Annotated in this window: 8 protein-coding genes and 5 tRNA genes; 12 read left to right on the top strand and 1 reads right to left on the bottom strand. The window is 39.2% G+C overall.

Annotated elements, in window-relative coordinates:
- Positions 1-94 precede the first annotated feature (94 nt).
- The 5 genes from DV740_RS09490 to DV740_RS09470 all read left to right on the top strand — a co-directional run bounded on the left by DV740_RS09490 (position 95) and on the right by DV740_RS09470 (position 550).
- Positions 95-167: transfer RNA gene (locus tag DV740_RS09490), tRNA-Thr, on the top strand.
- 27 nt (positions 168-194) lie between these two features.
- Positions 195-276, top strand: a tRNA-Tyr gene (locus tag DV740_RS09485).
- Positions 277-304: 28 nt separating this feature from the next.
- Positions 305-378: transfer RNA gene (locus DV740_RS09480), tRNA-Met, on the top strand.
- Positions 379-383: 5 nt separating this feature from the next.
- Positions 384-456, top strand: a tRNA-Phe gene (locus DV740_RS09475).
- A 21-nt stretch (positions 457-477) separates the two neighbouring features.
- Positions 478-550: transfer RNA gene (locus DV740_RS09470), tRNA-Lys, on the top strand.
- A gap of 134 nt (positions 551-684) precedes the next feature.
- On the opposite strand, the gene DV740_RS15350 is transcribed toward DV740_RS09470, so the two are convergent.
- The gene (locus DV740_RS15350) at positions 685-1,080 is read right to left on the bottom strand and encodes a tyrosine-type recombinase/integrase (RefSeq protein ID WP_334294286.1); all 396 of its coding nucleotides are present in this window, start codon (positions 1,078-1,080) and stop codon (positions 685-687) included.
- 174 nt (positions 1,081-1,254) lie between these two features.
- Between DV740_RS15350 and DV740_RS09460 the strand changes: the two genes are divergently transcribed.
- The 7 genes from DV740_RS09460 (at position 1,255) to DV740_RS14805 (ending at position 6,635) form a co-directional block, all read left to right on the top strand.
- On the top strand, positions 1,255-2,595 hold the full coding sequence (locus tag DV740_RS09460; RefSeq protein WP_118087934.1) for a phage portal protein: 1,341 nt from the start codon (positions 1,255-1,257) through the stop codon (positions 2,593-2,595).
- A 367-nt stretch (positions 2,596-2,962) separates the two neighbouring features.
- On the top strand, positions 2,963-3,130 hold the full coding sequence (locus DV740_RS14810; protein WP_156454672.1) for a hypothetical protein: 168 nt from the start codon (positions 2,963-2,965) through the stop codon (positions 3,128-3,130).
- Between the two features lie 51 nt (positions 3,131-3,181).
- Complete coding sequence (locus DV740_RS09455) at positions 3,182-3,685, top strand: hypothetical protein (protein ID WP_022242824.1); 504 nt, start codon at positions 3,182-3,184, stop codon at positions 3,683-3,685.
- Between the two features lie 84 nt (positions 3,686-3,769).
- Positions 3,770-4,234 carry a GNAT family N-acetyltransferase gene (locus DV740_RS09450; RefSeq protein WP_118087933.1) on the top strand — a complete coding sequence of 155 codons (465 nt, stop codon included), beginning with the start codon at positions 3,770-3,772 and terminating at the stop codon, positions 4,232-4,234.
- Between the two features lie 36 nt (positions 4,235-4,270).
- The gene (locus DV740_RS09445; protein ID WP_118087932.1) at positions 4,271-5,170 is read left to right on the top strand and encodes an NAD-dependent epimerase/dehydratase family protein; all 900 of its coding nucleotides are present in this window, start codon (positions 4,271-4,273) and stop codon (positions 5,168-5,170) included.
- 141 nt (positions 5,171-5,311) lie between these two features.
- A complete protein-coding gene (gene aroB / locus DV740_RS09440; protein WP_118087931.1) occupies positions 5,312-6,427 on the top strand; it encodes a 3-dehydroquinate synthase in 1,116 nt (371 codons plus the stop codon).
- Positions 6,428-6,497: 70 nt separating this feature from the next.
- Positions 6,498-6,635 carry a hypothetical protein gene (locus DV740_RS14805; RefSeq protein ID WP_156454671.1) on the top strand — a complete coding sequence of 46 codons (138 nt, stop codon included), beginning with the start codon at positions 6,498-6,500 and terminating at the stop codon, positions 6,633-6,635.
- Positions 6,636-6,679 lie beyond the last annotated feature (44 nt).

The raw sequence follows: 6,679 nt of genomic DNA, 5'->3' as shown, positions 1-6,679 counted from the left end.
AGCTGGGAGAGCATCTGCCTTACAAGCAGAGGGTCACAGGTTCGAGCCCTGTAGGTCCCACTTTTCTTGTAGTTATAAGTGTAGCGCAAGATATGCCGATGTGGCTCAATTGGCAGAGCAGCTGATTTGTAATCAGCAGGTTATCGGTTCGAGTCCGATCATCGGCTTTATACAATTTCATATTGTATAGAAATGGGCAGATTCCCGAGTGGCCAAAGGGGACAGACTGTAAATCTGCTGCAAATTGCTTCGGTGGTTCGAATCCACCTCTGCCCATTCTTCTTTTTAGAAGATAATTGAATAACGCGGGATGGAGCAGTCTGGAAGCTCGTCGGGCTCATAACCCGAAGGTCACAGGTTCAAATCCTGTTCCCGCAACTCTTGCCCAGTTAGCTCAGTTGGTAGAGCAGAGGACTGAAAATCCTCGTGTCTCTGGTTCGATTCCGGAACTGGGCATTCTCAGAAAACCTGAGAAATGGGATATTAGCTCAGTTGGTAGAGCACTTGACTTTTAATCAAGTTGTCCGGGGTTCGAATCCCCGATGTCTCAGTCGTTGAAAATGGCGGAAATGCTGATAAATACAGTATTTCCGCCATTTTTGTGAGTAATCGGAAGTAGTGCTAAGTAAGCCTAAATATTCATCTTCACCCCATCTTCAAGGGCATTTTTGAATCCCTTCATCTTCAAAAATTAATTGAATTTTTTACTACTTCCTGCACGTTTTCTTTCTGTTCCAGAACATGATTATAAACCTCTAAAACCATCTCCTCAGAATCACCTAATAATTGTGCAATTCTTTTAATACTGATGTTTGGCATCTGATAACATAAGTTTGCACAGTAATTATGCCGAAAGATATGCGCGGTCAGTCTGGTTATTATTTTAATCTTATTTGACCCACTGGCAGCAACATTCATTTTGGAAATAATATTAGACCACATCTTATTATAAGCAGAAGCAGTCATATATTCATTATTGGCAGAATAGAAGAGATTGGTTCCTGGTAAGGCCTTTATGTATTCTGAAATAAATTCATTAAAAATGGTGGTATGGGAACTATACGATTGCCATTTACGGATTTTGTACCCTTAAAGTAAGGATTATTGCCATCAAAGGGCTAAAGCCTTGTTTACGGTCAATTCATTACGTTCTAGGAATATATCAAATATAGTAAGCAGCCTTTCAAATAACCTGATTGATTTTGATACTCCTATTCATGTGGTGAAAGGTTTTCAGGGTGATAATTTGGAAGAATTGCAGACCAACCTGAAGACAAAAAAATAATTGGTGTGGATGATGACGGCGGTGTTGATGTCAAGACCGTGGATGTGCCATATCAGACGAGACAGGCAAAACTTGAATTGGATGAAAAAAATATTTACCGGTTTGGAATGGGGGTGAATACAGCAGGACTTAAGGACACAAATGCAACAACCAATATAGCAATTAAGGCAGCCTATTCTTTACTAGATTTAAAGTGTTCCAAACTGGAAATAAGATTAAAGCAGTTACTTAGAAGGCTTTTGAAGCTGATTATTGTTGAAATCAATGAAACTGATGGTACAGATTACCACTGCAATCAGGTTTACTTCGAATTTAGCCATGAAGTCATGTCAAATGAGCAGGAAAATGAACCCGCTGAAGCACAAAAGGCTTTAGATGGAGTGAATGCAGATGAATCAGAGACAAAAGGAAATATATTGACTTCTTGTGGGCAACAACAAAAAGAAACGGATGAGCAAGAAGTGTCTAAAACAACAGAAACAACAGAAACAGATTTTACCGACAAAGGACAAAGTGAATTGTCAGAATTAGAGAAACAAATTGAAGAATTTGAAAAAGGCACTTCAGATGAAACAACTATTACACAGGATATTCTTAGAGGTGAATGGAGAATGACAAGTAAGGATGACCTTGTAAATGGTGGATTTCAACCAGAAACAGTAAAACTAGGCAATCTTGAAGTGGATTATGATACTAGTTCAAAGGATTCCAAGATTATATTTACGGATGATGAATTTATGATTTTCTATGATGAACCAGAAGTAAAATATGGAGAAGAAGAAAAACGGTATAGTAAACTTATGAACGATATTACAGTGTCTGGTTTGTATCGTGTTATTAATCAGGATAATTTTAACGAGGAAAAGGACTCGTATGAATCAGAAATAGAGTTATTGATAACAAATGTTTCTCCTAAATATGGATTTATGAATACTGATATATATTCTGAGCTGAATTCATTAATCGGGACGACTATCAATAAAGAAGTAAAATTTTACACTTTTTACGAAGATTGGTCGAATGTAACAGAAGAAGAACTTAATGAATATGAGATAGAGGTGCATGAAGAGGTAAATATAAGTATTGGGGGAGAAATTACAATGAGTGGATTCATATACTATGATGAACCGATTTTGAGCAAAGGTTATCCGATGACTTGTGGATGGTTGTCACAATCTGATGATGAACAACTATATACAGGATATTCACGAACTAAAACGAAAAACACATTGAATTTAAATAAGAAAGAGAAAAAAGGAGTATGGCTATATGATGTGACACCGCAGGAAGAGGTTGAAACAACAGAATAAATGTATAGAGAAAAAGGAATGACTGCATTTTTTAATTGTAGCATTTCTTTTTCTCAGCTTTTGTTTCAATAGTTATTGTATTAAAAATTATGACATGGAGGAAAGAAACATGGGAATAACGTTTAAAAGTGTTCGGCAAAACAACATCGTGGAGTTGATATTTTGGCGTTCATCTATTTTTAACAGCATTTTTGAATCCCTTCGTCTTTATTTCATTAAAAAAAGAAAGTCAAAAAGTAATTCATAAAAGAAAGCTAAAGATAAGCTATATACATGCGAAACAATAATAAGTATAATATGATATGTAAATTGTTGTGGGTAAATAGAAGTTAAAAACAAGAAGAGCGCAAAAAACGGAGGTATTTTTATGAGAAAATTTAAAGCAGTGGATGCAGTTTGTATTATGGTACTTGCGGGAATTGTAGGTTTCTTTATGGGGGATTTTTTGGACAATTCAATGGGAGGAGCTATTTTATTTTCGATGGTTGCGGGATTTGCCTGCGTTGTTCATGCAATCGGTGATAGAGAAGAGTGAATGAAGAGGAAGAGTGAACGGAAAAGAAGAGAGAACGCAAAGGAAGTGTAAATGAAAAGGAAGATTAAAAATAGAATGAAAAACAAGATTACAGGGAAAATGAAAAGATTTGGCATAGTATGTATTTTAGTTATGGGGCTATTGCTTACTGGCTGTAATAATAAATTTGCAAAAGAGCAGTACGATTCAGATATTCAGATAGCAGAGGGTGGGGACCGGTATGCTAAAACAAATAGTGTATTGAATAATTATGGAAATAATGTGACATACACCGTTGGAAAATTCGATGGCAGGGAGACACTCTGGGAAGCGAATTGCAGCAGCGCGACGTGGGTAGATATAACGCTTGTGTTTACGCTGGATGAAGGAAAAGCAAAGCTGGTGCAGATTGATGAGGATGGAAATGTGTCAACGGTGGTGGAATGTACGCCGGATTCTGAAGTGAATGAACTGACTACCTATTCTATTCAGTTGAAAGAGGGAAAAAATCGACTGAAGTTCGTAGGATATGATTGTAAGAATGTGACATTTTATATGGAAATCAAAGAATCATAAAAAATTAAGTATTATTTCCTCCGTTCTGTGATATGATACTGCTGTACGAAGAAGACAGAAAAAATGCGACCTGGAGGAATGATTATGATAACATATATGAATGCGTCACGAAGAGATATGGAGAATCTGATGAGTACCCGGCTGGAGATGCTGCGGGAAGTAAATGATTTGTCAGAGGATGATACATTTCCGGATAATCTGGTCGACAGCAGCAGATTGTATTTTGAAGATGGCAATCAGACGACAATTCTGGCAATGGATGGAAGAAAAGTAGTTGGCTGTGCATCGGTCAGCTATATTGAGGTCATGCCGACATTTGTCCATCCTACCGGAAAACGTGGACATATTATGAATGTATATACGAAGAAGGACTATCGTGGACAGGGAATTGCCCGCCACATGATGGAACTTCTGATAAATGAAGCCAAATTGCGTGGTGTGACAGAACTGAGTCTGGATACAACGGAGAGTGGCAGAGCCTTGTATCATGCCTGCGGATTTACCGAATCCAAAGAATGTATGGTTTTAACATTAGAGCGGGGAAAATAAAAATTTCATAAAAACCCATGCACAAGGAGGAGAAGTATGAGAAAAATCTTGGTAACTGGTGGCACTGTATTTGTGAGTCGGTTTATTGCAGAGCATTATGTGGCAAAAGGTGATGAGGTTTATGTGTTAAATCGAAACACCAGACCGCAGTCGGCGGCTGTAAAACTGATTCAGGCAGACCGGCATGCAATCGGTGATGCACTGCAGGGACTGCATTTTGACCTGGTAATTGATACGGCATATACCGGGGAAGATGCAGCGGATTTGCTGAATGCATTGGAAAGTTACAAAGATTATGTTCTTATAAGTTCAAGTGCCGTATATCCGGAATATGCGCCGGCACCATTTACGGAAGAAATACAGCTTGCAGAAAATGTGCACTGGGGTGCATATGGAACAAATAAAATAGCGGCTGAGACAGCACTGATGCAGAGAAATCCGAAGGCATATATCCTTAGACCGCCTTATTTATATGGACCGATGAATAATGTATACCGGGAAGCCTTTGTATTTGACTGTGCATTGGAAAACCGGAAATTTTATCTGCCACAGGAGGGCGGCATGAAGCTGCAATTTTTTCATGTGGAGGATTTGTGTAGATTTATAGATATTCTGGTGGAAAAACAACCAAAGCAGCATATTTTCAATGTTGGAAATAAAGAAAGCATATCCATTCGTGACTGGGTAACTCTGTGCTATCAGGCGGCAGGAAAGCAGCCGGAGTTTGTGGAAGTTCCAGCGGAGGAAGAACAGCGCAATTACTTCAGCTTTTATAATTATGAATATGCACTGGATGTCAGGAAACAGCTTGCACTTATGAAAGAAACAAAGCCATTGGCGGATGGGTTAAAAGAAGCTTATGACTGGTATGTGGCAAATCAGGATAAGGTAAATAAGAAGCCATATATTACATACATAGAGGAACATCTGGCATGAAATAGGATATTTCACAAACTGGGAATTTCTTTCGATTAGAGTTTCGGTGGTTGTAGAGAAAAGAGCAAAATAGTATAATAAACGAAATAAAAATCTGAGACAGACGCAGATTTACAAGACACAGGATAGAACGGAGAAAACATGAGCGTATTTCAGGTAGAATTAAAAAAAGTAGTAGATGACAGCTATGAAATAGAGATTGGCTACCAGTTACAGGAAAAATTAATTGATGATTTAAAAAATGGACTGGTTGGCAAGATTAAGAAGTTTGCAGTAATTACAGATAGCATTGTAAAGGAACTTTACGCAGACCACATTGTGGAACTGCTGCTGGAAGCAGGTTATCAGGCAAAAGAATTTGTCTTTGCGGCAGGAGAGACCAGTAAGACCAGAAAGACAAAGGAAGAAGTAGAAGATGCCATGCTTGAGGCTGGCTTTCGGAGAGACTGCTGCATCATTGCCGTGGGCGGCGGTGTAGTGACGGATTTGTCTGGATTTCTGGCAGGAACCTATGGCAGAGGCGTGCCATTTATTAATTATGCTACGACACTTCTGGCGGCGGCAGATGCATCGGTCGGAGGAAAGACAGCAGTAGATACGCCATTGGCAACGAATCTGATTGGGCTGTTTAATCAGCCGGAGAAGGTATATCTTGATATTGCTGCATGGAAGACATTGCCACAGCGGCAGCTCTCCAGTGGTATGGCAGAGACAATCAAGCATGCCTGCATGGCAGATAAGGAAATGTTTGAATTCCTGGAAAAACATATGGAAGATATTTTCGCGGGAGACAGAGAAGCCTGTGAATACATCGCAAAGAAGAACTGTCAGATAAAATATGCCGTGGTAATGAAGGATGAAAAAGAACAGGGCTTAAGGGAAATCTTAAATCTTGGACATACCGTAGGACGTGCCATAGAAACAGTCAGTGATTATAAACTACTTCATGGGGAAGCACTTTCCATTGGAATGATTGCACAGACGGAACTTGCCCACAGACTTGGCTATATGACAGAAGAAGAGAAGGCAGAAGTGAAGAATCTGCTGGAGAAAGCGAAGCTGCCGGTAGAGATTCCGGAATATATCGATAGAGAAGCGCTGGTTAAGAAATTATATACGGACAAGAAAGTCCGGGATGGAAAACTTCGTTTCGTAGTAGAAAAAGGAATTGGCGGAATCGTGGAATTTGAAGAGGGTGTATTTGCAACACCGGTAGAGGCAGCTGTCGCAAGAGAGATTATTATGAATATGAAATAGAAAAAGATGACATTCCGGGTGGCTTATGTTATACTTGGAAAAACAAAGTGACGCAGGGAGGGTGCTTACTATGGTTATATTTATTGGAATTCTGATATTCGCCGCAATGATTGGATTTTATGCCTGCTTCGGACGTAGAATCAATGAAAATATCGGTTCTGGATTCGGAAAAGAGTACATGAAAGATAAATGGGGAATGGATGAATAAAAGAGCGGTTTCAGAAAGCCGGATGGGTTGACCATCCGGCTTTT

This window comes from Roseburia sp. AF02-12 (assembly GCF_003461765.1).
GTDB classification, from domain to species: Bacteria; Bacillota; Clostridia; order Lachnospirales; family Lachnospiraceae; genus Roseburia_C; species Roseburia_C amylophila.
The sequence above is the reverse complement of the archived record's forward strand: the minus strand, read 5'-3'. Positions and strand labels throughout refer to the sequence as shown.